General features: G+C 66.2%; 20 protein-coding genes. 11 read left to right on the top strand and 9 right to left on the bottom strand.

Translation table 11 applies throughout. The annotated features are described in order from the left end of the window. Positions 1-2 precede the first annotated feature (2 nt). From cysN to ACVJ6E_RS00795, 5 genes are all read left to right on the top strand, one after another. A complete protein-coding gene (cysN, locus tag ACVJ6E_RS00815) occupies positions 3-1,904 on the top strand; it encodes a sulfate adenylyltransferase subunit CysN (protein ID WP_120270881.1) in 1,902 nt (633 codons plus the stop codon). A 140-nt stretch (positions 1,905-2,044) separates the two neighbouring features. Next, positions 2,045-3,034 carry a UDP-glucose 4-epimerase GalE gene (gene galE, locus ACVJ6E_RS00810; RefSeq protein ID WP_120270882.1) on the top strand — a complete coding sequence of 330 codons (990 nt, stop codon included), beginning with the start codon at positions 2,045-2,047 and terminating at the stop codon, positions 3,032-3,034. 69 nt (positions 3,035-3,103) lie between these two features. Further along, the gene (locus ACVJ6E_RS00805; protein ID WP_158592767.1) at positions 3,104-8,122 is read left to right on the top strand and encodes a glycosyltransferase family 2 protein; all 5,019 of its coding nucleotides are present in this window, start codon (positions 3,104-3,106) and stop codon (positions 8,120-8,122) included. Between the two features lie 25 nt (positions 8,123-8,147). Continuing rightward, positions 8,148-10,133 carry an HAD family hydrolase gene (locus ACVJ6E_RS00800; protein WP_120270884.1) on the top strand — a complete coding sequence of 662 codons (1,986 nt, stop codon included), beginning with the start codon at positions 8,148-8,150 and terminating at the stop codon, positions 10,131-10,133. A gap of 136 nt (positions 10,134-10,269) precedes the next feature. Continuing rightward, positions 10,270-11,037, top strand: coding sequence for a hypothetical protein (locus ACVJ6E_RS00795; protein ID WP_147421920.1), 768 nt, complete (start codon positions 10,270-10,272; stop codon positions 11,035-11,037). 69 nt (positions 11,038-11,106) lie between these two features. Here the strand turns inward: ACVJ6E_RS00795 and ACVJ6E_RS00790 are convergent, their stop codons facing one another. Both ACVJ6E_RS00790 and ACVJ6E_RS00785 read right to left on the bottom strand, forming a co-directional pair. Continuing rightward, positions 11,107-12,048, bottom strand: a complete 942-nt coding sequence (locus ACVJ6E_RS00790; RefSeq protein ID WP_147421921.1) for a hypothetical protein — start codon at positions 12,046-12,048, stop codon at positions 11,107-11,109. Positions 12,049-12,079: 31 nt separating this feature from the next. Beyond that, a complete protein-coding gene (locus ACVJ6E_RS00785) occupies positions 12,080-12,736 on the bottom strand; it encodes a class I SAM-dependent methyltransferase (RefSeq protein WP_158592768.1) in 657 nt (218 codons plus the stop codon). A 182-nt stretch (positions 12,737-12,918) separates the two neighbouring features. Here ACVJ6E_RS00785 and ACVJ6E_RS00780 point away from each other — a divergent pair, with 182 nt between their 5' ends. From ACVJ6E_RS00780 to ACVJ6E_RS00770, 3 genes are all read left to right on the top strand, one after another. Then, complete coding sequence (locus ACVJ6E_RS00780) at positions 12,919-14,007, top strand: DUF2793 domain-containing protein (RefSeq protein ID WP_120270887.1); 1,089 nt, start codon at positions 12,919-12,921, stop codon at positions 14,005-14,007. A 97-nt stretch (positions 14,008-14,104) separates the two neighbouring features. Continuing rightward, positions 14,105-15,292: a tetratricopeptide repeat protein gene (locus ACVJ6E_RS00775; protein WP_158592769.1), complete on the top strand. Its 1,188-nt coding sequence runs from the start codon at positions 14,105-14,107 to the stop codon at positions 15,290-15,292. Further along, a complete protein-coding gene (locus ACVJ6E_RS00770; protein WP_120270889.1) occupies positions 15,289-16,353 on the top strand; it encodes a glycosyltransferase family protein in 1,065 nt (354 codons plus the stop codon). Before ACVJ6E_RS00775 ends, ACVJ6E_RS00770 begins: the two co-directional genes overlap by 4 nt. Positions 16,354-16,356: 3 nt before the next feature. Here the strand turns inward: ACVJ6E_RS00770 and ACVJ6E_RS00765 are convergent, their stop codons facing one another. The 4 genes from ACVJ6E_RS00765 to ACVJ6E_RS00750 form a co-directional block, all read right to left on the bottom strand. Beyond that, a complete protein-coding gene (locus ACVJ6E_RS00765) occupies positions 16,357-18,270 on the bottom strand; it encodes a VWA domain-containing protein (protein ID WP_120270919.1) in 1,914 nt (637 codons plus the stop codon). A gap of 4 nt (positions 18,271-18,274) precedes the next feature. After that, positions 18,275-19,093 (bottom strand): CbbQ/NirQ/NorQ/GpvN family protein, encoded by an 819-nt coding sequence (locus tag ACVJ6E_RS00760; RefSeq protein ID WP_120270890.1) that lies wholly within the window; start codon positions 19,091-19,093, stop codon positions 18,275-18,277. 94 nt (positions 19,094-19,187) lie between these two features. Continuing rightward, the gene (locus tag ACVJ6E_RS00755; RefSeq protein ID WP_120270891.1) at positions 19,188-20,546 is read right to left on the bottom strand and encodes a cbb3-type cytochrome c oxidase subunit I; all 1,359 of its coding nucleotides are present in this window, start codon (positions 20,544-20,546) and stop codon (positions 19,188-19,190) included. 13 nt (positions 20,547-20,559) lie between these two features. Next, positions 20,560-21,042, bottom strand: coding sequence for a c-type cytochrome (locus ACVJ6E_RS00750; RefSeq protein ID WP_120270892.1), 483 nt, complete (start codon positions 21,040-21,042; stop codon positions 20,560-20,562). 175 nt (positions 21,043-21,217) lie between these two features. On the opposite strand from ACVJ6E_RS00750, the gene ACVJ6E_RS00745 reads away from it, so the two are divergent. Genes ACVJ6E_RS00745 through mog form a run of 3 tightly spaced genes read left to right on the top strand, consistent with a single transcriptional unit; the run spans position 21,218 to position 22,651 of the window. After that, on the top strand, positions 21,218-21,790 hold the full coding sequence (locus tag ACVJ6E_RS00745; protein ID WP_120270893.1) for a cytochrome c oxidase subunit 3 family protein: 573 nt from the start codon (positions 21,218-21,220) through the stop codon (positions 21,788-21,790). Between the two features lie 5 nt (positions 21,791-21,795). After that, a complete protein-coding gene (locus ACVJ6E_RS00740) occupies positions 21,796-22,056 on the top strand; it encodes a cytochrome C oxidase subunit IV family protein (protein WP_147421922.1) in 261 nt (86 codons plus the stop codon). 46 nt (positions 22,057-22,102) lie between these two features. After that, positions 22,103-22,651, top strand: a complete 549-nt coding sequence (gene mog, locus ACVJ6E_RS00735) for a molybdopterin adenylyltransferase (RefSeq protein WP_120270895.1) — start codon at positions 22,103-22,105, stop codon at positions 22,649-22,651. On the opposite strand, the gene ubiV is transcribed toward mog, so the two are convergent. From ubiV to ubiT, 3 genes are read right to left on the bottom strand one after another with little or no spacing between them, the layout of a single operon-like run. After that, complete coding sequence (ubiV, locus tag ACVJ6E_RS00730) at positions 22,623-23,549, bottom strand: ubiquinone anaerobic biosynthesis protein UbiV (RefSeq protein ID WP_120270896.1); 927 nt, start codon at positions 23,547-23,549, stop codon at positions 22,623-22,625. The two genes, mog and ubiV, sit on opposite strands and share 29 nt — an antisense overlap. Before the next feature lie 4 nt (positions 23,550-23,553). After that, positions 23,554-24,531 carry a ubiquinone anaerobic biosynthesis protein UbiU gene (ubiU, locus tag ACVJ6E_RS00725; protein ID WP_120270920.1) on the bottom strand — a complete coding sequence of 326 codons (978 nt, stop codon included), beginning with the start codon at positions 24,529-24,531 and terminating at the stop codon, positions 23,554-23,556. Then, a complete protein-coding gene (gene ubiT / locus ACVJ6E_RS00720; RefSeq protein ID WP_208996901.1) occupies positions 24,531-25,085 on the bottom strand; it encodes a ubiquinone anaerobic biosynthesis accessory factor UbiT in 555 nt (184 codons plus the stop codon). Before ubiT ends, ubiU begins: the two co-directional genes overlap by 1 nt. Positions 25,086-25,146 lie beyond the last annotated feature (61 nt).

Below are 25,146 nucleotides of genomic sequence, written 5' to 3'. Positions count from 1 at the left end.
CCATGCGCAATCCGGATCCGACCGCCTCCGACGAGGCCGTGCGCGAGTACATCCTGTCCCAGGTCAACAAGGACCAGCTGCGCTTCCTGACCTGCGGCAGCGTCGACGACGGCAAGTCCACCCTGATCGGGCGCCTGCTCTACGACACCAAGCTGATCTTCGAGGATCAGCTCGCCGCGCTGGAGCGCGACTCCACCCGCCACGGCACGGTCGGCGACGACATCGACCTGGCGCTGCTGGTCGACGGGCTGGAGGCCGAACGCGAGCAGGGCATCACCATCGACGTCGCCTATCGCTTCTTTGCGACCGACCGGCGCAAGTTCATCGTCGCCGACACGCCCGGCCACGAGCAGTACACCCGCAACATGGCGACCGGCGCCTCGACCGCCGATCTTGCCGTGCTGCTAGTCGATGCGCGCAACGGGCTGATGACCCAGACGCGCCGGCACGCCTTCATCGCCTCGCTGCTGGGCATCCACCATGTGGTGCTGGCCATCAACAAGATCGACCTGGTCGGCTATTCGCAGGAGCGGTTCAACCAGATCGAGGCGGAGTTCCGCGCCTTCGCGCAAGGCTTCGACTTCGAGACGCTGGTGGCGATCCCCATGTCGGCGCGCTTCGGCGACAACGTCACCGCAGCCGGCGAGAACATGCCCTGGTACGAGGGGCCGACGTTGCTGGAGCATCTGGAGACGGTCGAGGTCGGCCGCGACGGTGATGCCCGCCCGTTCCGCTTCCCCGTCCAGTGGGTGAACCGCCCGAACCTCGACTTCCGCGGCTTTTCCGGCACGATTGCCGGCGGCCGCGTCAATGTCGGCGACGAGGTGGTGGTCGCGGCCTCGGGCCGGACTTCGACGGTCAAGAGCATCCTGTCCCAGGTGGGCGAGACGCAAAGCGCCGGCTCCGGCGAGGCCGTGACCCTGGTGCTGAACGACGAGATCGACGTCTCGCGCGGCGATGTCATCGCCGCTGCCGCTGCCCGTCCGGATGTTGCCGACCAGTTTGCCGCGCATCTGATCTGGATGTCCGAAGAGGCGCTGCTGCCGGGCCGCTCCTACCTGCTCAAGATCGGCACGCGGACGATCACCGCCTCGGTGACGGAGATCAAGCACAAGATCAACGTCAATACGTTCGAGCGGGCCGCGGCCAAGACGCTGGAGCTGAACGAGATCGCCTTCGCCAATCTGGCGATGACGGTGCCGGTCGCCTTCGATCCGTACGAGGCCAACCGCACCACCGGCTCGTTCATCCTGATCGACCGGCTGACCAATGCGACGGTCGGCGCCGGCATGGTCTGGTTCGCTCTGCGGCGGGCGACCAACATCCACTGGCAGGCGCTGGAAGTGGACCAGGCGGCGCGCGCACAGAGCCTCGGCCAGACGCCGGCGGCGCTGTGGTTCACGGGCCTGTCCGGCTCGGGCAAGTCGACGGTCGCCTCGCTTCTGGAAAAGAAGCTGCATGTCCGCGGCCGTCACACCTACACGCTGGACGGCGACAACGTGCGCCACGGGCTCAACCGCGATCTCGGGTTCACCGATGTCGACCGGGTGGAGAACATCCGAAGAGTGGGCGAGGTGGCGCGGCTGTTCGTCGATGCCGGCCTGCTGACGCTGGTCTCCTTCATCTCGCCGTTCCGCAGTGAGCGTGCCATGGCGCGCGAACTGTTCCCGGAAGGGCGCTTCATCGAGGTCTTCGTCGACACGCCCATCGAGGAATGCCGCCGGCGGGACCCCAAGGGTCTCTACCGGAAGGCGGATGCAGGCGAGCTGCGCAACTTTACCGGCGTCGACAGCCCCTACGAGGCGCCGGAAAATCCGGAAATCCACATCCGCACGATGGGCCGCGACCCGGAGGAGATCGTCGATGAAATCATCGCCTATCTGGAGGCGCAGAACCTGATCTGAGTTCGGTCCCGGCTTCGTGGATCGGACGAAGCCGGGGATCGCCAGCCGCCGGATCGGCAACCGTGTGACCAGCGTCACAATGTTGCTGCGACGGCTGACCATGATGCGCTGCAACATACCGAGAGACGGGAATCGGTGGCATGGCGGAAGAGACTGTTCTGGTGACGGGCGGGGGCGGCTATATCGGCTCCCATTGCTGCAAGGCGCTGCGCCGCGCAGGCTATCTGCCCGTTGCCTTCGACAATTTCGTCACCGGCTGGCGGGAGGCGGTGCGCTTCGGCCCGCTGGAGGAAGGCGATCTTTCCGACCGTGCGCGCCTCGATGAGGTCTTCGCCCGCTGGAAGCCGGTCGCCGTCATGCACTTCGCGGCACTTTCGCAAGTGGGCGAGTCGATCAAGGATCCGGGCCTCTATTGGCGCGGCAACGTCTCGGCGACGCTCAATCTCGTCGAGGCAGCGACCGCAGCCGGCTGCCTCGACTTCGTCTTTTCATCGACCTGCGCGACCTATGGCGAACAGGACGGGGTGGTGCTTGACGAGGACACCTCGCAGGCGCCGATCAACGCCTATGGCGCCTCGAAGCGGGCGATCGAGGACATGCTGCGGGACTTCTCCGTCTCGGCCGGCCTGCGCCACACCATCTTCCGGTATTTCAACGTGGCCGGCGCCGATCCCGACGGGGAGATCGGCGAGTGCCACGTTCCCGAAACCCACCTCATTCCGCTGGTGCTCGACGCGATCAGCGGTCGGCGCGAGGCCATCACCATCTTCGGCACCGACTACCAGACGCCGGACGGGACCTGCATCCGCGACTACGTCCATGTCTGCGATCTCGTCGACGCGCATCTGTCCGGCCTCCAGTGGCTGAGGCAGGGCAACAGCAATCGCGTCTTCTGCCTCGGCACGGGACGGGGGTTCTCCGTGCGCGAGGTGATCGAGGCGGCGAGCCGCGTCACCGGCCAGCCGGTGCCGGTGCTGGAGGGGGCCAGACGCGAGGGCGATGCCACGCAGCTCGTGTGCGGCTCGACCAGGGCGCGGACGGAACTGGGCTGGGATCCGCAGCGGTCCGCTCTCGAGGACATGATTTCCGACGCCTGGCGCTGGCATCAGCGCGGCGCGTACAAGAACTGAATGCAAGACCTGCAGATCGGGACAGCGATGTTGAAAACTGGGACGAACAGGCCTGCGAAGAAGAAGCTTTTGGCCAATCTTGCCTTCTGGCGCGGACCGTCTCCCGACTTCCATGTCGACAAGACGGGGCCGCTGCTGATCGCGGGCTGGGCCTGGTGGCCGGAACGGCCGGACGAGCGCATCAGCATCGAGATCCTGAGCGGTGCGCAGGTGGTCGCCACCGTCGAGGCCAACCAGTTCCGCGAGGATCTGCTGAAGGCCGGAAAGGGCGACGGCGCGCACGGATTCCAGATCACCCTTCCTGAGCCGGGCGTGACCGACCGGCTTGGCCTGCGCTGCAAGGGCGCCCGCCGCCCGTTCTGGCAGTCGCCGCGCGTTGCCGCCGGCAAGGTCGACTTCCACATCGACAGCAAGACCCCGGGGCGCATCACCGGCTGGGCCTGGATGCCCAAGAAGCCGGGCGAGCGCGTGCGCATCGAGGCCGTCGCCGATGGCCGGGTGATCGCCACCGCAACGGCGGATGGGTATCGCGACGACCTCAAGCAAGCCGGCAAGGGCGATGGCGCCCATGCGTTCGACATGCACCTGCCGGAGGACGTGGCCAAGACGCCGCCGGCACGGCTCAGCCTGCGCCTTGCCGGCGCGCGCGTGCCTTTCCACGTCTTCCCGCAAGCGGCCTCGGCCTCGGCGCTGGACTTCAATGTCGACACGGTCAGCGACGAGGGTATCGTCGGCTGGATCTGGGCCCCGGCAACGCCGGAAAAGCGCCTGCCGCTGGAACTGGTCGAGGACGGCGTGGTGCTGGCCGAGACCGTCGCCGACCTTTATCGCCAGGACCTTGCCGATGCCGGCAAGGCGGGCGGTTCCTGCATGTTCCGCTTCGCCATCCCGCCCGTGCTGCGTGACGGCCGTTCGCACGCCATCGAACTGCGCTGCAAGGGGCGTCCGAAGCCGTTCCATGCGGTGGAGGCGCGGACCTTCGCCAAGGTGCGCTGCGAGCTGCCGCTGCTGACGCCGCTGGCTGTCGAGGGAGCGGCCTGGCTGCCGCAAGGCGCCGGCGCTTCGGTGGATATCGAGATCTCGCTGGACGGCAAGGTGGTGCACAGGGGGACGACCAACGCCTTGCACGCCTTTTCCTGGCGCGCCACGCCGGCCGACATCGCCGCGCTGGTGAAGCCGGCCCGCATGGACGGCCCGGCTAAGGTGCGCGTTGCCGTGAGCGCCAATGGCCAGCCGGCCGGCTCGGCGCAGGTGCCGGTGCACATCGCTGCCGACGGATCGCTTGCCGTGTCGGTGGCCGAGGCCTCCGACCGCAGGATCGCGGGGCAGGGGCTGCTGCTGAAGGCGGCGAGCGGGCTGTGCGGCGTGTGGATCGGCGAGCGCCGGGTTGCCGAGCTGTCCGCCGCGCCATTCTTCTCCTTCGACACGCATGTGCCGGCCCTGAAGCTGGAAGACGCAACCCACACGGTGCGCATCGGCACGGCCGGAGGGGATGGCAAGGCGGCCAGTGTAGCCTTCTCGCGGGAGCTGGCCTTTCACCGTTTCGATCTGTCGATGGACATCGCCGACGACCGGATTTCCGGCAAGGTGGTCGACCGTTGGCAGGAGAACCGCGAGACGGCGGTGGAGATCCTGATCGACGACAAGCCCGTGGCGATCGAGGTCGCCCGCGGACTGCCGAACGACGATGCCGGCATCGGCCATTTTGCGGTTTCCATCTCGGCGCGCTGGCGCGATGGGCTGCCGCACCGGGTCGAGGCCCGCATCGTCGGCGACGAGCGCCGCTGGCCGGAACGGCCGTTGATGTTCCGCGCGGGCGAGCCGCGCACCAACGCGCTGACCCGCGTCGAGCATGTCGGCGGCGCCGTGTCGGGTTGGGTCGTGCTGCCCTGGGACGGCGAGGCGGTCGCCGAGGTCTCGCTGATCGTCGACGGCAAGGTGGTGGAGACGCGCCCCGCGCGCGATCCCCATCCGCAGCTTGCCGCAGAAAGCTTCCTGACCGACGCGCATGGCTTCCGCTTCGAGCGCCCCATCCCGGAAAAGGCCGCGGTGCGCGTGCGCGCCACGTTCGACGGGCGGGTGCTGCTGGAGCAGGCGGTGTCCACCGGCGGCGGCGCCCATCGGCTGCAGGATGCCGGTCACAGCCGCACCGGCGCCTGTTTCGTCATGCCCGATCCCCTGGTCAACGCGCAGTCGCGCGAGGAGGCGCGGAGCGTGCTTCTGGCGGCGGTGGCTGCCGCGCGCGCCGGCGTTGCGCCGATCACTGTCGTCTCCTGCGGCCACCGCGCCTCGTTGCGCGGGGCGAGCGGCGATCTCGCCCCCCTGGTGGAAGACCTGGTCGGCCGCGAGAATGCCGGCCTGCTGGCAAGTGCGGCTTTCGTGCCGCTGCCGCAGGCAGTGCTGCCCTCGACCGCCGGCGGAGCGCAGGAGCGGGCCTATGCGCTCGACCTGTGGGCGCGGGCCAATGCCTTCTCGCTGATAGCCGGCACCAGCCGCTCGGGCATTCTCTCCTATTGCGCCACCTCGCGCCGGCAGGGCCTGCTGCCCGCCACGACGCAGGTGGTGATGCTGGCCGACACCTTCGCGGTGCAGGACCTGCTCGACCGTGACCAGCTGCTGGAGCGGCCGGAGCTTCTGGTGGAGGAAGCCCTGGAAAAGGCGGCTCTTGCAGCCTGCACCCGGATCCTGGCACCCTCGGCACAGGTTCTGGAGACCAGCGCCGAGCTGGAGCCTTCGGTCCGCGAGCGCGGTCTCGTCGTTCCGGCCGAGATCGGCACGGCGGCCAGCGCCGCCGGCTTCCCGCAGGAGGGAGGCGAGCGCCGCTGGCTGGTCTTCGCGGCTCCCTTGCGCACCCGCACCGGGCTTGTCCAGCTCTGCGATGCCCTCGACCGCCTGATGCGCCGGCCCGGCATCGACCCGGACACGGTCGGCGTGGTCTTCGCCGGCACCGAGGACTGGGTGCGTGGCCGCCGCGCCAGCGCCTATATCCGCGAGCGCGCCCGCAAGTGGCGCTTCGGTTTGCGCATTCATCTGGACCTGACGCTCGACAGTTTCGCCGGGCTGCTCGGCTCGTTTGCCGCAAACGGCATCGGCGTCCGCCTTCCGGCGGTCGAAGGCACCGCGTGGGACAGCCTCGCCAGTGCTGCCGGGCTTCCCTTGGCCGATCTGTCGTCGGTGCGGGCGGGCAATGCGACCGACCTTGCCGATGCGCTGGATGCCGCGCTTTCCGGTGCTCGTGCGCCTCTGGCCCATGGGACCGCGAGGAGCGCGATGGGCTTGGCCCTTGCGCAGGAGATCGCCGCGGCCGCCCCGCAGTCGGCGAGTGCCGCGAGCGCCGCGCCGCGTCCGCGCGTCAGCGTCTGCATCAGCCATTTCAACCGCACCAGCCTGCTGCGGCAGACGCTCGCCTCCGTGCTGGCCTGCGGCTATCCGGAGCTCGAGATCGTTGTCGTCGACGATGGCAGCGCCGTGCCGGGCATTGCCCGAGAGCTGGCAACGATCGAGGCGGAGCTCGCCGCCGTTAACGGCAAGGTGGTGCGCCAGCCCAATAGCTACCTGGGCGCGGCCCGCAACACGGCGGTGCGCAATTCGACCGGCGAGCTGATCGTCTTCATGGACGACGACAACCTCGCTCATCCGGGCATGATCGATGCCTTCGTCGACGCCCACCTGGCGACCGGGGCGGACATCGTCACCTCGCGATTTGCCATGTTCGACGGGACCGACGCCATCGAGCCGGGCCGCGACATCCCGCGCGAGATCGGCGTGCCGCTGATCCCCGATCTTGCGGTTGGCGTGCTGTCCAACTGCTTCGGCGATGCCAACATGCTGATCACCCGCGCGGCCTTCGAGAAGATCGGCGGGTTTACCGAGGATTTCGGCCGTGGCCACGAGGACTGGGAGCTGTTCGCGCGAGCCGGCACGCTCGGCCTGCGGCACGAGCTGCTGAACCGGGCGCATTTCTGGTACCGGGTGGCGGCGCAGAGCATGCTGCGCGGGCGCGAGAGCGCCCAGGTCGATTTCCAGCGCAACATCCGCGCCTATTCCCACGGGCTGCCGCACGGCATCCACCGCATGCTGATGCTGGCGCAGGGCCTGACCCAGCGCTGGGACCAGCCTCCGGTCGATCCGCACCTGCCGGCCCGCAGCGGCCTGCCGGTCGCCGGCCGCATCGCCTATGGCCGTGTCGCCGTGATCATGCGCACCAAGGACCGGCCGATCCTGCTGCAGCGCGCGCTCGACAGCGTGTTGTCGCAGACTTACACCGACTGGGCGCTGGTCGTTGTCAACGACGGCGGCGATCCCGAGCCGGTGCGCCAGCTGGTGGAGGCGCGCCGCGCCGCCTTCCAGGGCCGGGTACTGGTGATCAACAATCCCGTCTCGACCGGCATGGAGAACGCCTCGAACGCCGGCGTCACCAACTCGGCGAGCGAGTTCCTCGTCGTGCATGACGATGACGACGCCTGGGATCCGAAGTTCCTGGAGCGCTGCATCGGCCATCTCGACACCTCCTCGCCGGATGTCGGCGGCGTGGTCACCCATGCGACCGTGGTGATCGAGGATATCGAGGGCGACAACGTCATCGAGCGTCAGCGGTTCCTGTTCAAGAACATGGAGGCGCTGGAGCTGACGCGGCTTTCGGTCGAGAACCAATTCCCGCCGATCTCCTTCCTGTTCCGCCGCGTGGTGATGGAAACGGTCGGCCTGTTCGACGGCGAGCTACCGGTGCTGGGCGACTGGGACTTCCACCTGCGTGCGGCACAGCGCTTCCGCATCGATGTGCTGCGCGAGCCGCTGGCCTTCTACCATCACCGCTCCGCCGGCACGACGAGCGAGTACGGCAACACGGTCGTGGCACAGAAGGACGTGCACCGGATCCAGCGCGCGCTCTACATCAACCGGCACATGCGCGAGGGGATGGGCCAGGGCAGCAGTGAGGGGCAGATGCTCTACATGGGCGAGATGCACCGGGAGGTCACCGACCAGCTGCACCAGATGCGCCAGCACATGCACTGGCTCGAGAAGATGCTCAACGACCGCGCCGAGCACATGAAATATGTCGAGTCGCTGATCGCCAAACGCCTTTGATCCGACGCTTGCGAAAGCACCGCTCATGACCTTGAACTATCTCGATCTGGACGTGGCACGCCTTCCCGTCGCATCAGCGCGCGGCGAGGCGCGCCGTGCGGTTGCCGCCGGCAAGGGGCTGGACGACATCCTGCGCCGGCTCGCGCCCTTCGACGTGATCTCCTTCGATATTTTCGAGACCCTGCTGCGGCGCGAGGGCGTGTTCCGCCCCATCGACCTGTTCCTGACCATCGGCGAGAAGGCCGGCCCGCTGCTCGGGCTGTCGCCGGGGGAGTTTGCGCGTCTGCGCATGCGCGGCGAGCGCGATGCCCGCTGTGCGCTGGAGGCGCGGCGCGGCCACGAGGTGACGCTGGCCGAAATGTATGGCCGGATGAACGCGCTGCTGCCGACGCAGGGGCGTCCCAGCGTGACGCAGGCCGCGCTCGTCGAGGCGCAGCGGATCGAGCAGGAAGTCGAACTGGAGCACTTGCGCCCGGTTCCGAGCGTCGAGCCGATCTATCACTGGGCGGTGCGTGTCGGAAAGCGCGTCGTCCTGGTCTCGGACTTCTACTCCTCTGCCGCGTTCATCAACGAGGCGCTGCCACGCAACGGTTACACCGACCACGAGCGGTTGTTCGTCTCCTGCGACGTCGACCACACCAAGCATCACGGCGACCTCTATGCGCATGTCTGCGAGGAGATGGGCGTGGTACCCCGGCAGATCGCCCATATCGGCGACAATCCATGGTCGGACGGCTCGCGTGCGCTGCAAGCCGGCATCACGCATCTGCGCGTCGCCAATCCGGCGGGGCGGCTGATCGGCCGCTGGCGCATCGACTGGCGCAATCCGAGCCCGCAGCCATCGAGCGCGGTGTTCGCCAGCGTTGCGGATGAGCTCTTCGGCTCCGGTATCGCCTTGCGCGAGCCGGAGGACATGCCGGTGCTGGAGCGGGTCGGCCGCGAATGCCTCGGGCCGCTGCTGTTCGGCATGGCCGGCTGGCTGCACGAGGCGGTGCAGGCGAATGAGACGCCGGTGCTGCATTTCTGCTCGCGCGACGGCCTGATCATGAAGCGGGCCTTCGATCTGTTCCGCAGGCGTTTCGGCACGAAGACGGACAGCCGCTACCTGATGGTCTCGCGCCAGGCGATCTACCGCGCCCGCGCGGTGAGCGAGCCGGAGGCAGCGGCCGCGCTCTTCGCCCAGAACTGGGCCCGCCTGACGCCGGCAGATGCGCTGGCGCGCTGGGGGCTGGACCCGCAGGAGTTTGCGGCTCAGATCCTCAGTGCCGGCTTTTCGTCACCGCAGGATGTCGTGGCCATCGGCGACAGGGCCGGGGCAGGGCGCTTTGCCAAGCTCTTCGAGGCATGCCGGACGGCCCTGCAGGCCGCCAACCAGGCGCATGCGGACCTTTTTACCGACTATCTGGCGCAGGAAGGGGTGATCGGCGCGGATGCGGTCACGCTGGTCGATATCGGCTGGCACGGCTCGCTGCAGAAGGGGTTGGGCGAGGTGCTGCGCGCGCGCGGCTGGCGCGGCCGGCTGGCAGGCCGCTATCTCGGCCTCTTCCTCGACAGGGCGGCGCTGAGCGGTTTCGACGCGGCCGGCTATCTGTTTTCGCTCGACGGCACGCCGCGGGCGCAGGCGCTGCGACGGAGCCCGAGCCTGGTCGAGCTGCTGCACACCGCCGGCCACGGGTCGACGGCGGGCTATCGACGTGATGGAGACGGGATCGTTGCCGTGTGCGAGGAGCGCCCCGACGAGGAGCGCCAGCACGCCGAGGCCATCGGGCCGATCCAGGAGGCCGCGCTTGCCTTCGTCGAGGAGATGCTCGCCAATCCCCGCCTTGGGCCCGGCGCGCTCGACCCGGCCGACGCCTTCCGCGGGCTAGATCGGCTGCTCGGCCGGCCGTCCGCGGACGAGGTGGAGATCATCGGCCAGCTGCGGATCGCGGCGAACTACGGCGCCACCGCGACCAGCACCGCCTTGACGGACCGTTCCCCGGAAGGTTATCGACTCTGGAACGTAGGTTGACATTACAGGCGCGACGGAAAAGGTAAATTTGATGAATGTTTGTGTGGGTGTTCACGTTCCGAAATGCGCAGGAACGACTATTTTGAAGCGTGTGCAATCATGCCTTCCGGAGCATCAGATCTACCAGAACACGAGCATGCATGAAAACTTCATGTTGGGTCGGCCGGAAATCATGCAGCTGCCGCGGCGTGACCAGCTCAAGTTCGTGTGGGGGCATTCGATCCACGAGGAGATGCTGAAATACTTCAAGTCTCCGGTTTTCCTGTTTACCGGTTTGCGCGAGCCCAAGGCGCGACTTGAAAGCATGTACCTTTACCATCTCCGGATGGCCCGTCAGCTTGGTAACGAGCCGCTCTCGCTCGAGCGATTTCTCGAGTATACGTCTGATCCGATTTGCTATTTTTTTATTCATAGGTTCCCGAGCTTCGCAGGCGCTGACGGATCCCTATTCGAGCGCGCGAAACGAGTGATCGACCTGTTCGATCATGTCTACTTTTCCGAAAATCTCGAGGCCGCGGCAGATATTGTTTTCCGACGCCTAGATATTTCTCCTGAGCAGGTGAATCATAACCAGAGGCCGTCGGAGGAGAAGGGGAAGAGTATCGAGATTCCCGAGGGGAATATTACCCAAGATCTCCAGCTTTATGAGTATGCCCAGGCAAAATTTGGTGGGGCCGTTGATTTTGACGAAGTCTCGCGGCGCTCCCGTGAACTGGATGCAATCCGGAAAGAGCGGCTTCAGGGGTGGCCGCTGGAAGAAAGACTCGCCGAGTTTCTCTATGGCGAGGCGTTCAAGGAGTACCGGGACTGGGGAGATTATCAGAACGTGATCAGTACGCGCATGAACCAGATGCGCGCACTGTCTCTTGAGTTGGCAGTATATGCAAGGTTCGCAGGGCGATAACTGGTTGGCCTAATTCTATTTACTTAAGGCCTATTTGCGTGGCCGCCCAAAGGGCAGCCGCGCAAGTGTCTATGCTGACGCTGTCGCCGTTGTCTTCTCGATATACGCTTTCATCTGTTGATACATCAGGCCATGGCGGTCGCTCGAGGGAAGCTCTGAGCCGCGATATCCTGCAATTGAAGCTGATGTCAGGCATTCCATGGCAGCATCCGAACTGCTTCTTAGGTCTGCGATAAGCTTCGCTTTGGCTAGGGTAAGAGCGAAATGCGCTCGCGGTGTTTGCACCTTGGCAATTGCGCAGTCCATGAGCCTTAGTGCTTCTTCATAGTCTGACAGGCGGTCGAGCGCGATATTGATGTCCGATAGCGAAGGAGTTTTTGAGCAAACAAAAAGAGCCGAGATGTCAATCTCTGCTGTTTTGATAAAATACCTTGCCAGTGCCTCCATCGTCACATGAATCCATGGGGTCCACATGTGAACGTAGTCCTGATGTATGGCGATGGATTTGAATGGCTGCATCTTCGGAAAGAATTCGCGCGCGCAATGGAATGTGAGATCTTTAGATTTGCATAAATCCAATCCGAGGATTTCGATGAAATCATAAGGATATGTATACGCGAGGAAATCCCCGGGAAATATCTCAATATGTGACGTGTTATCTCCTAGTAGTTCGGAGAAAATATTTTGAAAACTGTCTGTTAGCTCGAGTTTCTTTCCGGTATTCTTGAGAATGAAATTTTGATAAGGCGGCTCGCTGACGAGAAATCGATCATATACCGAAATTTTATGCGGCGTCGCGTGAGGATAATTTTTGTTATCTTTCATGCCTTCGATCAGAGCGTTTGTTGTGCCGCCGAGGAAGACGCCAGCATCAACAATTCTTCCTTGGAACTTGTAGAAAGATTGTGCTGCATAGTAATAAAGAGATCGGTCCCCAGGTCCGAGCATTGCTGGGTATCTCGAAACCGACTCCGGTACTGGAGATGCATGCATGAAGACGTCTTCAATCAAGTTTAGCATGGTTCAGATACCTTGATCCAAGTCAGTTCACTCGGAACGCTATGTCCGAATATCCGTAAGGATGGAACGCAAAGTGTGTCACTTGAAGGTTGTTTGCGACAATGGTCTCGGTCACGGCCTTGTGCACGCCGTAGGTGATTGCTTCCAGGGGGCTCCACACAACGAAGTCGTTGCAGATGATGTAACCGCCCTTTTTTACCTTGCGGATCGCTGCCGCCAAGTCCTTTGTGACCATGTCGTAGCCATGGCCAGCGTCGATATAGGCGAAGTCAAAATAGCCGTCGTCGAACTCTTCGAGAAGGTCCCAAGAAGAGCCTTCTTTGGGAACGACAGTTCCAGAATCGATCTCGGTGGCGACCAGATGTCGGCGAAATGGAGTGTAGTCGATATCGAGCAGATAGAGCTTGCTGGGTTTCGTCTTGTCCAGAAGGGTTCTGGCAAACAGACCTGTTTGCGTACCGACTTCTACGCCGATACCGCCTTTGGGAAGGTCGTCGAGAATATGCTCGCGGCGCGGCAGAACCTTGCAACCTTCCAACAGCTCGCGTGGGATTGCGGGAGACGCTCCGTCGATCAGGAAGTCCGGCGACTTGCCCGTTTGCTGCCGGTAGAGGCGCAACGTGTCCTGAAAAACCTTGAGTGCCGAGTACACATTCTTGCGGAGATCGTCTTCGCTCACAGGCAGTCTTCCCTTCCAACCGTCAACCGTTTTCCGCCATGTCGCGCTGTTGCAAGCCTGACGGACATGCCTATCCCTGACGTTTAGAGGATCGATCAGGCCCTGTCATCCGCGGCGGCACCTTATCCTCGCGTTCTCTGGGCGAGTTAGTCTTGAGCGTCAGCAAAGACCAGGGGGCCCCGATGTCCGAGACAACGCTCAATCTCAAGCTGCCGATGCTCGCTGCTGCACAGGCGCAAAAACACGTCACGCACAACGATGCAGTGGCTGCCCTCGATACGCTGGTGCATCTGTCCGTTGCCTCCAGGGGGGAGGTCAGTCCGCCGTTCTCGCCCGCAGAAGGTTCGCGCCATATCGTGCCGGAAGGTGGAACGGGGGCGTGGACCGATAAGGGCGGCTGTGTGGCGTGTTGGCATTCGGGTGACTGGCGCTTTCATGCCCCTCGAGCAGGTTGGTTGGCCTGGGTCGAGGACGAAAGGAAGTTCGTTGCATGGCAGGAGAACGGCTGGGCGGATCTTCCAGGTGCGTTCGACCAACTGGGCATCAACGCCACCGCGGATGAAGATAACCGATTGGCCGTGGGGGGAGCTGCTAGCCTGTTCGACGGGGGCGAAGCGGGGCACAGGCTCAAGCTGAACAAAGGGGCTGCTGGTGAAACCGCATCGGTCATTTTCCAGACAGGGTACTCTGCGCGTGCGGAGCTCGGGTTGCTCGGATCAGAGGATTTTACGATTAAGGTCAGCGGTTCCGGAACCTCATGGCTGACGGCGATATCCGTCAATGCTGTAAACGGCAAGGTCGGGTTGGGGCGGGCGCCCGGCGCGGGCCAACTGGACGTGGAGGGCGGTATCCGATCTTTGTCGGGGTCCTCTGCATTCCTCCAATTGGTCAATACCGGTTCCGGCGGAACACAGGCGTGGATCGGCATCCCCGACTGGAACCACTCGGCTTTTTATATCTACGGGAGCGCTACCGACATCATGACGATGTATGACACGCCCACGCGGTCGCATCGGTTGTATGGCGGCGGCAGCGAGCGGATCCGGATCGCCAGCGGCGGCGACGTCGGTGTTGGAACCGTGACACCGACGGCACGGCTGCACGTGGCAGGGCCGGTACGGACGGGGAGCTATCTCAAGGCCGCGTTGCCGTCGGCGGCAACCGTCGGGGCCGGAACGCTCGCCTATGTCCAGGATGCGGCCGGTGGCGCCCAGTTCGCCTATTCCGACGGGACCCAGTGGCTGAAGATGCGCGACGGGGCTCCTGTCTGAGGTGTGGAAACCCTCTGCTGCGCGCTCTGGAACTGGTAGTTGACTGCCCGCTGGTCTAGGTATGGTTGCCGACAACCTGACGAGCAGGAACTTCATGATGACCATGCAGGGTCAGCTGCCGGACCTCAGCGCGCTCGCGGACAAATACGGTTCGGACAAGGGCTATCGCAATCGCGATGCCCACGGCTACACCGCCGTATATGACCTGCTCCTTGCCCATCGCAGGGCAGAGCCGCTCAATTTTCTGGAGATCGGGCTGCTGGTCGGCGGGCCGGAAGCGGCAGGCGGCAGCGCTCGCCGCGAGACCGTCGATGCCCCATCGATTAGGATGTGGCTGGACTATCTGCCGAACGCCCGGATCTTCGGCTTCGACATCTCCGATTTCTCGGCCGTTTCCCTTGACCGTTTCACGTTCGTGCAGGGCGATATGGGGGAGCCTGCGGACCTTGCCCGACTCCGGGCAGCGTGTCCGGATGGCTTCGATGTCGTGGTGGATGATGGATCGCACGCCTCGTGGCATCAGCAGACCGCGTTCATCGAGCTTTTTCCGGCGCTGGTGCCGGGCGGGACCTACATCATCGAGGACCTGCACTGGCAGCCGGCGCAGATCGAAGAGCTGAAGAGCGTGCCGAAAACGGCCGAGCTGTTCTCGCGGTTCCTGCTGGAGGGCCGGTTCGCGGAAACCGGAGATATCCCCGAAGAGCGCTATCTGGAGGCCGCTTCGCAGATTGCCGGCGTGACGTTCGTCAATGAAGCGGGCCTGCCCACCGGCCCCGCCAAGATGGTGATCATCCGCAAGAAGGCGGGAGAGGATCTGCAGCCCTCGCGCAGCTATCATCGCTCAAGAGTTTTCCAGCGTCTTGGCAAGTCGGAAGAGGCCGCGGAATGGGCGCGCAAGGCCGAGACGGAAGATCCGTCGCATTTCGATGCGGCGCATGAACACGCAAGGCTCACGTTTTCGCTGGAAGGACCAAGCTCCGCGGCCGTGGAGCTGGCCCGCGGGCTCGTTGAGCAGTTTCCGGACAACGACCGCGGGCTGGCGCTCGGCGCCTGGGTTCTCTCACGCCTTCCCGAGTTCCTTGCAGAAGGCGTCGGCCTTCAGCGAAGGGCGGTCGAGCGGGCTCCCGGTGTTGCGGGTTACCGGGTGACGCTGGCCCATCTGCTGCGTCGCTCCGGCGAACACGATCTTGCCCGCTCGGTCCTGGAAGAAACCCTGGAGCTTTTCCCGGACAACGAGCTTGCCCGTCAGCGACTGGCGGAGCTCACGACGAAGGACGGAATGTGATCCTGCGTCCCAACCTGTTGCGCAAGGCGGCGCTTGCCACCGCCTTCGATCATTTCACGGGCAGGCCAAAGACGGCCTATCCGACGCGCTATCACTATGTGGAGATCTGCGGGGCCGAACTGGCGGCGACGGGGCTGCAGCTCGGCCGCATAGGCCAGCACGGATTGACGCTGACCGACGGGCAGGGACGGAGCCTTGCCATCGTCGTGCGCTATGTGACCGCGCGCGACCTGCGTCTGCTGTCGGCGTTCCGCGCAAGGGGCGGGCGCGTCGCCTATCTTCTCGACGACGATCTGTGGGCGATGGCGAGCGATACGCGCCTCGACGCCCGCTACCGAGGGCGGATCGCGCGGTTCCTCTCTGGCCTGTTCCCAAGGCTGCTCGAGCGCGTCGACGTCGCGGTCGCGCCGAACCGGCGCCTGCTGGAGCGGCTGGCGCCGCTACCCGGCGCGTTTCTGCATCCCGCCGACCTTGCCCCCACCGGCGACCTTGCGCATTTCGACCGGGAGGACGGCGAGACGCGGGTGCTGTTCCTGGGAACAGCGACCCATGCGGAGGACTTCGCCGCCGTCGCCCCCGGCCTTGCCGAGGCGCTCGCCGCCGAGCCGGGTCTGCGTGTCGAAACGTTCCTGGGGACAAAGGGCGAGGCCCTGCTGCCCGCCTCGCGGCAGGTCGCGCACATGACGCCGATGGTGCTGGAGGATTTTCAGCGCTGGCTGAACAGGGCGCGGCACCATGTGGCGCTGGCGCCTTATGCGGTCAATCCGGTCAATGACGGCCGCTCGATCATCAAGCTGCACCAGCATGCGGTGGCGGGCGCCGCCGGCATCTACACGCCGACGGCGGTGTTCGCGCCGGTGATCGAGGATTGCCGCAACGGTCTCTTCGCCGCGCATGAGCCGGCAGCGTTCCGAGATGCGGTGCTGAGGCTTGCCCGCGACCGGGCGAAGGCGAAGGAAATCGCGCAAGGAGGAATTGCGCTCAGCCGCCGGCTCGGCGACCGGACTGCAGTCGCGGGTTTCTGGGCGGATCTCGTCGCAGGCAGGCAGCCGGGCGCGTAAGCGTTACGCCATAAGTCGCCGGTAGATCGCAGGCAGGGCACCGGGCAGCCGCTCCGGATCGGCGATGATCGCGTAGGAGCTCTTGCCGAACAGGTAGGGGAAGTAATCGCGCGCCGCCTCGTCGACGGTAACGCCGAAGACGGTCAGCCCCTCCCGCCTGGCCTCGCGGATCGCCTCGCGCGTGTCCTCGATCCCGTAGCGCCCTTCGTAATAGTCGATGTCGTTCGGCTTGCCGTCGGTGAGCAGCAGCAGAAGCCGGTGGCGCTGCGGCCTTGCGGACAGCTGCCGGGCGATATGGCGGATCGCGGTGCCCATGCGTGTGTACTGGCCGGGAGTGAGCGCCGCGATCCGGCGTTCGACGGCGGGGCCGAGCGGCTCGCCGAAGTCCTTCACCGTGTCGACGCGTACGCTTTGCCGCCGGCGCGAGGTGAAGGTGTGGATCGCGTGTTCGTCGCCGCAGGCGGTCAGGCCATGGGTGAGGGCGAGCAGCGCCGCCTTTTCGACGTCGAGCACCCGGTGATTGCCGATCCAGGCGTCGGTCGACAGCGAGACATCCATCAGCACGGCGACGGACAGATCCCGCTCCACGGCACGGCCGCAGGTGAACAGGTTCTCGGTGCCGGCGCTGCCTGCACGCCGATCGGCCTCGGCACGCACGAGAGCGGACAGATCGAGATCGTCGCCGTCGGGTTGTCCGTGCAGGACGATGCGCCTGGGGCGCAGGGCCTCGAACTGGCGGCGAACGGCGCGGATGCGTCGCTGCATCGCCTCGTCCGGCTGCCAGAGATTGCCGCTCTGCGGAGCGCGCGCGGCGACGACGCGGCAATGGTCCGGCCGGTGGGCGCGCCGCTTCCAGTCCCATTCGGGATAGGTCAGCCCGCCGGCAAGGCTTCCCTCCTCGGCCTCGGAAGGGGCGAGGTCGAGATCCATCTTGAGCCGCACGCCGGCCTTCTGCCGGTTGCTGCCGATGGTCAGTTCGCTGATGTCGTCGGCCGCCTGCCGGGCGCCGTCCTCGTCGTCGTCGTCCACCCGGCGGTTGACGTTGACCATCTCGGCCAGGGAGAAGATCGTCTCGAACCGGTGGAAGTAAAGCGGATCGCCCCGGTCGCTCATGTCGGTGTCGCGCCGCTCCGCCTGCCGGCGGCGGCCGTCGACGGCGATGGAGGTTCCGGTCGGATCTTCGGCGTCGTCGGGGCGTGGGGCGCCGGCCTCCTCGCGGATTTCGCCGAACAGCGGGATGGGCAGATAGGTGCGGTAGCCGCGCGGGGCCTTGACGCCGGCAAGGCTGGCGTCCGGGCTCTCGATCAGGGCAAGAAGACTGTCCGCATCCTCGCCGCGTTGGCCTCCGAGCAGGGCCCGGATCGCCTGTTCGACGCGCATCTCCACCGCGGGAAGGGAGCGCTGCGGGCGAACGGCAAGGGCCGCCTCGCGCAGCCGGTGGAACAACGGGCGCAGGCCCGGCCAGGCGCGCAGCGTCGCACGGGTCGTGGCAACGCTCATGCGCAGCCGCTGAAGGTCGTCGACCAGAGGATCGCCGCTCGGCGTCGGCCCCGCACCGGCATGGGCGAACCAGGCGACCAGCCATTCGTACAGCGCGATATTGTCGGAACGGTCGGGAAAGCTGTCGAGGACGGCCGGCAGGCGCAGCGTCGACTTGTCGAGGATGGCGAGGCTCATCTTCTCCGCGCCGAGCCCCATGCGCCGCAGCGGCGACAGGCGGTGCGCGGAAACCGTCGGCGCGCTTTCGACTAGACGTAGCGCGCCGCTGCCGCCCATCGCCCGGAACAGCACGCCGAGCCGCGTGCGCATGTCGGCGAGCGTCACGGCCGCCCCGGGATGATGGGGCAGGGTGGTCAGGCTGCCGACCAGCCTGTGCCAGTGGGACCCGACGAACTCTTCCGGCTCGAACAGCGACATGGCATCACCCGAGGGCAAGATCGGCGACGCGGGCAAGGGCGGCCTGCACGTCCGGATCGTCGCTGAGCGGCTGCAGCAGGGCCGCATCGATGGCCGCCGCCGGCTTCATGCCGGCCTTGATCAAGGTTGCCGCGTAGACGATGAGCCGCGTCGAGGCGCCTTCGTCGAGGTCCTGGCCCTTGAGGTCGCGCAGGGCATTGGCGATGCGCACCAGCGGCACGCAGCGATCGGGCGCAAGGCCGGTCTCGCTGGCGACGATGGCCGCTTCCGTGTCCGGATCGGGATAGCCGAACTCCATCGCCACGAAGCGCTGGCGGGTGGAGGGCTTCAGCGACTTCAGCACGTTCTGGTAGCCGGGATTGTATGAGACGACGAGCATGAACTCGGGCGGGGCGAGCAGCGTCTCGCCGGTCCGCTCCAGGGTCAGCGTGCGCCGGTCGTCGGTGACCGGGTGCAGCACCACGGTCACGTCCTTGCGCGCTTCCACCACCTCGTCGAGATAGAGGATCGCGCCCTCGCGCATTGCGCGGGTCAGCGGCCCGTCGGCCCAGACGGTCTCGCCGCCCTTCAGCAGGTGGCGTCCGGTCAGGTCGGCGGCTGTGAGGTCGTCATGGCAGGCGACGGTGTAGAGCGGCCGGCCGAGGCGCGCAGCCATGTGGGCGACGAAGCGCGTCTTGCCGCAGCCGGTCGGCCCCTTCAGCAGCACCGGCAGCCGGTTGCGCCAAGCCTGCTCGAACAGCATGCATTCGTCGCCGGAGGCCGCGTAGAAGGGCAGGTCCGGAGTTTCGCCGTTTGCGGCGAGGGGAGAGGTGGCGGGGATCATCGCGGATCGCTCCTTGTTGCGCCTGGGGGCGCTTGCGCAAAAGACGGGGCGGAAGAAGAGGGCCGGGCGCCGGCAATGCGGCGCCCGGCTTGTGTCACTCGGCTGCCTGCAGCGAGGCCGCACGACCTTCGCGAGCGACCTTGCGCCGTTCGCGGACGGGACCGAACACCGCCCAAAGGAACATCAGCGCGGCGATGACGACCAGAATGCCGGAGCCGAGGCGCACCCAGTAGAAGGGGGCGATCTCGTCCTGGACCTCCATGTAGGACATGCCCAGCACGCGCTGCAGGTGGACCTGCACGGCGCCGGCGAAGGTCAGCGCGAAGGTCATCACCATCATCGCGCCGCTCATCAGCCAGAAGGAGGTGATGTTCAGCGTCTGGTGATAGGGCGCCTTGCCGCGCAGATACGGCATTGCATAGGAGATCAGCGCCAGGTTCAGCATCACATAGGCGCCGTAGAAGGCCAGGTGCCCATGGGCGGCGGTGAGCTGCGTTCCGTGCGTGTAGTAGTTCACGAAAGACAGGGTGTGGAGGAAGCCCCACACGCCGGCGCCGAAGAAGGCTCCGACCGTGCAGCCGAGCGACCACAGCACCGCGGCCCGGTTCGGATGGTCCTTGCGACCGCGGAAGACCATGGTGAAGGCGAAGACCACCATTGCGAAGAACGGCGCGACCTCGAGTGCAGAGAAGATCGAGCCGACCCACTGCCAGTAGCCGGGCGCGCCGATCCAGTAGTAGTGGTGGCCGGTGCCGAGCAGGCCCGAGAACAGGGCGAGGCCGACGATGGAGTACAGCCACTTCTCGATGACTTCACGGTCGACGCCGGTCAGCTTGATCAGCAGGAAGGCGAGGACCGAAGCCATCACCAGTTCCCACACGCCTTCCACCCACAGGTGGACGATGTACCACCAGTAGACCTTGTCCAGCGACAGGTTGTCCGGCGCGTAGAAGGCGAAGAGCCAGAAGACGGCGATGCCCCACAGGCCCAGCAACAGAACGCTGGTCACGGCGGTGCGCCGGCCCTTCAGCACGGTCATCGACACGTTGTAGAGGAAGATCAGCGCCACCACGACGATGGCGATCTTGATCCAGAGCGGCTGCTCCAGGAACTCGCGTCCGCCATGGATGCCTTGCGTGTAGCCGATGACCGCGGCCAGTGCGCCGACCATCAGCAGCACGAGCTGCACATAGGCGAGGAACGGGCTCTCGATCTCGCGCTCCGCCTCTTCCGGCACCAAGTAGTAGGCGCAGCCGAAGAAGCCCATCAGCAGCCAGACGATGAGCGCATTGGTGTGGATCATGCGGATGATGTTGAACGGCATCAGTTCCGCAAGCGTGTTCGGCAGGACATAGACCGTGCCGGCCAGGCCGCCGGCAAGGATCTGCACGCCGAACAGGACCATGGCACAGACGAAGTACCAGTAGGCCACTCTTTGGGAAGCGTATTTCATCGGGGTTTGCTCCTCAGCCCGCGTCGTTGGGCGGCCAGCCCTGCGTGTCGATCCGGCTCGTCCACTCCAGGAAGTCGACGAGATCGTTCAGCTCCTGGTCGGTCAGGTTGAACTGGGGCATCTGCCGGCGCCCCTCGATGCCGGTGGGCTGGGCCTGCATCCAGGCGATGAGGCCGGCCCTTGCGCCTTCCGGGTCGTCCTTGCCGCCGTAGCGGACCCAGACATTGCCGACCTCGGGCGCGAAATAGGCGCCTTCACCGAGGATCGAGTGGCAGTTGACGCAGGAGTTCTTCTCCCACACGTGCTTGCCGCGGATCACCGCCGCGGTCAGCGTCTCTTCGTCGGTCGAATTGGTGACGATGTGCCAATGGCTTTGCGCGGTCAGGGCGACGAAGACGACGAAGAAGAAGATCGAGCCACCGTAGAAAATGTTTCTGGCGGCCGACTTCGTGAAACGCTCGACCGGCGGTCGATGCGGTTCGCTTGGTCCGGACATGTGTGCTCTCCAGTTGCTGGCGGATGCCGTCAGTGGAGCCAAGAGCTAGGGCCAAGGCGTCGGACGAACGTTGTTCCAGCGCAAACTCGCCCGCACCACCTCGCCGCGAGTTTGAGCCTGCTCAAACTCGGCCGGGCGGGCGCCTGCTAGGGTCGCGCCGACTGGAGGCGCAAGCATGCATGAGGACGTCGCGGGCGAGACGCCCGACGAAGGATGGGGGCCGCTGGACGGACTGCCCGGCAACCCGATGATGTGGATCCTGATTCTCGGCGAGCTCGCCGTGTTCGGTGCGCTGCTTGTCGGATTCTCGGTCGCGAGGGCGCTTGACCCGCTCGCCTTCGCGCAAGGGCAGGCGGCACTGGACGTGCGGCTCGGCGGGCTCAACACGCTGGTTCTGATCGCCAGCGGCTGGTGCGCGGCGCTTGCAGTGGAAGGGCGCAAGACGGGGCGCTCCGGGCGGCCGCAGCTTGCGGCGGCGATGGCGCTCGGGGTTGTGTTCCTCGTGGTGAAGGGCGCCGAATATGCCGCCAAGATCTCACTGGGCTACGGCCCGGACAGCGGCACGTTCTTCGAACTCTACTATCTCGTCACCGGCTTCCACGCCCTGCATGTGCTGGCCGGCATCGTGCTGCTTGCCGTGGTCGCCCGCTACAACAGCCTGGAGAACCTGGAGACCGGCACCGCCTTCTGGCACATGGTCGACCTGGTCTGGCTCCTGGTCTTCCCCGTCGTCTACCTGATCGGGTGATCTCCATGACACGCCTGCATGTCGCCGCCCTTGCCCTGGCTGGGCTCGCCGCCGCTTCGCTCGCGGTGCCGGATGGCGGCGCCCCGATCCTCGTCTGGTCGATCCTTGCCCTTGCGCTCGCCAAGGCCTGGATCGTGCTCACCCAGTTCCTCGGCCTGCGCGAGGCACCGGCCGGCTGGCGCTACGGCCTCATCGCCCTCGTCGCCGCGCTGGGCGGCACCATCGGCGCGGTCTTTACCGCCGCGCATTACTCCCTTGCCGGTTGAAGCCGACTGACCGGCAGCCCCTCCCTTCCTCCCAAGGAACAATCTCATGGCAAGTACACTGGGCAAGCCCGCCCGCATCGGCATTCTCACGGTTTCGGATCGGGCCAGCGCGGGCATCTACGAGGATCGCAGCGGGCCGGCGGCGCTCGACTGGCTGCGGGCGCATCTCGTCGGCGACTGGGAGTTCGTCGGCCGCATCGTGCCGGACGGCGCCGACAGCGTTGCCGGCGCGATGCGCCATCTGTGCGATGTGGAAGGATGCGACCTTTTGCTGGTCACGGGCGGCACGGGGCCGGCTCCGCGCGACGAGACGCCGGAAGCGCTGGCGCAGGTCGCAACGCGGTTCCTGCCCGGTTTCGGCGAGGCGATGCGGCATGCGAATCTCGCCGAAGTGCCGACCGCGATCCTCTCGCGCCAGGAGGCGGCAATTCGCGGGGCAAGCCTCATCATCACTCTGCCGGGCAAGCCGGCGAGCATCGCCACCTCGCTGGTGGCGGTGTTCGCGGCCGTGCCCTATTGCCTCGACCTGATCGGGGCGGCCCGGATCGACACCGATCCGGCGCGGCTCAAGGCGTTCCGGCCGGTTGCCGTCTGACCTGAGCCTGTGAGCCCGACCAGGAGACCCCGGTCGGGCCGTCCAGGAAGCCGTCGCAGAAAGCCCCGCCTGGCGCATGCGGCAGGGCCTTGGCGCAGAACTCTTCCGCATCGATGCGGCCCGCCGTCAGATGCGCGAAGAGCTCGATCACCTCGAAGAAGCCGCTGGTCTGCGGCGACAGGCGCAGGCCTGCAACGCCCGCCTCGCGCAGGGCCGGCAGGTGATGCGCCATGTTCGCGCATTGGCCGGAGAGGGTCTGCAGCCCGTTGATCGCCAGAAATTGCTGGTCGTCGAGCGTGTCGACGGCGAGCCCGTCCGGGTCCTCGGCGCAGACGAACTGGCACTGGTCCTTCGCCCGGTCGTGATAGCGCGCATGGTAGCAGCGCCCGGACATGGCGAGCGGCAGGCGCCCCCAGCCCCAGACCTCGACCGGCATGTCGGTCGCCGCCGCGATGCGGCGGACGGAGGTGGCGGACAGTTCCGGCGGCAGGCAGACGCGCATTGCGCCGCGCCGCGCCAGAACCGCGAGCGTGCTCTCGTTGTAGACGTTCACCAACGGACCGACGGAAAAGTGCGCGTCCGGCGACAGATGCGCCAGCATGGTGAGGTCGTTGACCTCGACCTCCAGGTCCATCACGGCCAGTTCCGCGGCCATGCGACGTTCCCGCTTGAGCGGAGTGACGAGGGCGAGGCTGGTCAGGGCCACATCCTTGCCGCCGGCCAGCAGCTGCGCGATCGCATCGGGCAGGCGGGTCTGGTAGAAGGGGAGCCGCTTCGAGCAGACGAGCTCGCCGATGACGACGCGGGAAATGTCCGGCGTATCGGCCAGCCGCTCGTAAAACGCGCTCCACTGCCCCGGATCCCAGAAGCCCTGGATCGGGCCGACGGTCAGCTGCATCTGCTTATCTCCAGATCTTGTTGTAGGCACCGGCGGTCGCGGCCTGTCCCTCGGTCAGCCGGGCAAGCGTGCCGAGCGGCACCTCGCGCCCTTCGGCGAGCGCTTCCACCGCCTGGCGGAAGTTGCGCACCACCTGCGCGACATAGGCGCGCGAGCGCTGGCGGCCCTCGATCTTCAGCGCCGTGACGCCGGCCCGGGCAAGCGCGGGCAGCAGCTCCGAGGCGTCCAGGCTCGCCGGGTCCTCGAACACGTAGCCGGTGCGCGTGCCGACCTTGAAGCAGCCCTTGCACAAGGTGGGGTAGGGGGCGGGCGCCTGCGCCGGGGTGCGGTGGATGGTGTAGCCGCCGAGGCGGGCGGCCAGCTCGCCGTCTTCTTCGGCGTAGGCGACGTGGCTTGCCGGCGAACACACGCCGTTCATGTTGGGCGACTTGCCGGAAATGTAGGAGGACAGCGAGCACCGGCCCTCGGCCATGACGCAGAGCCCGCCGAAGACGAAGACTTCCGTCTCCACGTCGATGTCGCGGTTGATCGAGGCGATCTCGTCGACGGTGAGCACCCGTGGCAGCACCACCCGCTTCACGCCGAAGGCGCTTGCGTGGAAGTTGATGACGTCCGGGTTTGCCGCCGCCGCCTGCACCGAAAGGTGTCGGCGCAGCGAGGGATGGCGCTCGGCCGCATGCGCGATCAGCCCGAGATCGGCAAGGATCACCGCGTCAGCGCCGAGCGCTTCCGCGTCGCTCACCGCCCGGTGCCAGAGCTCCGTCTCGCCGGCCCGCGGGAACGTGTTGATGGCGACCAGCACCTTGGCGCCGCGCGCATGGGCATAGGCGATGCCGTCCGCCATTTCGGGGCGGGAGAAGTTGAGGCCGGGAAAGTTGCGGGCGTTGGTGTCGTCGGCAAAGCCGCAATAGATGCTGTGGGCGCCGGCATCCACTGCAGCGCGTAGCGAAGCCGGTGTGCCGGCGGGGCAGACGAGCTCCATCATCGCACGCCTCCCGCGCGGGTGAGTGGCACGCCCGTTGCCGCTTCCAGGCGGGCGATTGCGCGTGCGGCCAAACCCGACAGAGGGCCGGTGAGGCCGGCCAGTTCCGCGCCGATGTCGAGTTCCGCGTCATCGATGGCGTTGCGCAGGGCCAGAACGGCGGACGTGTCGCCTTCAACGGTGAGGTCGCGGGAGAAGAAAAGCGCGTCGCCGTCCCACACCCCGTGGACGAGGCCGACCAGGGCGGCGAGGCTGCCGGTGATGCGCGCATCGGCCGCCGGCGGTTCGCGGTGGAGGCTGACTGCCGGCGTGTCGCGGGCAAGGTCGAGCAGGAAGGACAGCGGCACGTCGCTCGCCGTCACCACGAAGCGCGTTCGCCGGTACGGCCCGAGGCGCTCCAGCAGTCCGGCATGCCGCGCGAGAATCCGGCGCGTCACCTGCGTCAGCAGCAGGTCCGCCGGCCCGTGCGGCGCCATTCGCACACCGAAGGCCAGAAGCGCGGGCATTTTCGGAATGGCGCGATGTTCCAGAGGATCTGCAAGGGCTTGCGGCATGGGGCGCTCCGGCAGGAGGGGACGGGTGCCGCGCACCATAGAGGGGCGATCTCCCGCCGTT

The sequence above is a fragment of the Stappia sp. G46H5W genome (assembly GCF_058448995.1).
This window is presented reverse-complemented; position numbering and strand designations above follow the sequence as displayed.